The sequence below is a fragment of the Calidifontibacillus erzurumensis genome (genome assembly GCF_013303125.1).
In the GTDB taxonomy this organism is placed as follows: domain Bacteria; phylum Bacillota; class Bacilli; order Bacillales; family Bacillaceae_J; genus Calidifontibacillus; species Calidifontibacillus erzurumensis.
This window is the reverse complement of sequence record NZ_JABTTE010000078.1, coordinates 1-499: the sequence shown is the minus strand read 5'-3', so window position 1 is coordinate 499 and position 499 is coordinate 1. Positions and strand designations below refer to the sequence as shown.

Sequence of the window (499 nt, the reverse complement as noted above, 5' to 3'; positions counted from 1 at the left end):
GTTAAAAATCCTTACTCAAAAATTGACTTGGCAGTTGAATAAAACATTCAACATTGCCGCACGCTTGACATTTTGTTTAGTTTTCAAAGATCAATAAAAATGGTGGAGACTAGCGGGATCGAACCGCTGACCTCCTGCGTGCAAAGCAGGCGCTCTCCCAGCTGAGCTAAGCCCCCAAAAATCTAATTGCATTTAAATGGTCGGGAAGACAGGATTCGAACCTGCGACCCCATGGTCCCAAACCATGTGCTCTACCAAGCTGAGCTACTTCCCGATCGTAAACAATTAATGGCGCGCCCGACAGGAGTCGAACCCATAACCTTCTGATCCGTAGTCAGATGCTCTATCCAATTGAGCTACGGGCGCAATATTCAATTTGTTTATCAAAACTAAGATTATTTAAAAATTGGTGCCGAGGACCGGAATCGAACCGGTACGGTAGTCACCTACCGCAGGATTTTAAGTCCTGTGCGTCTGCCAGTTCCGCCACCCCGGCATA

At 46.7% G+C, this 499-nt stretch carries 4 tRNA genes; all 4 read right to left on the bottom strand.

Features of this window, described 5'->3' with window-relative positions:
• Positions 1 to 100: 100 nt before the first annotated feature.
• Positions 101 to 176 (bottom strand) — tRNA-Ala (locus HR057_RS16900).
• Positions 177 to 197: 21 nt separating this feature from the next.
• A tRNA-Pro gene (locus HR057_RS16895) sits at positions 198 to 274 on the bottom strand.
• Positions 275 to 289: 15 nt separating this feature from the next.
• Positions 290 to 366 (bottom strand) — tRNA-Arg (locus tag HR057_RS16890).
• A gap of 41 nt (positions 367 to 407) precedes the next feature.
• Positions 408 to 496, bottom strand: a tRNA-Leu gene (locus tag HR057_RS16885).
• Positions 497 to 499 lie beyond the last annotated feature (3 nt).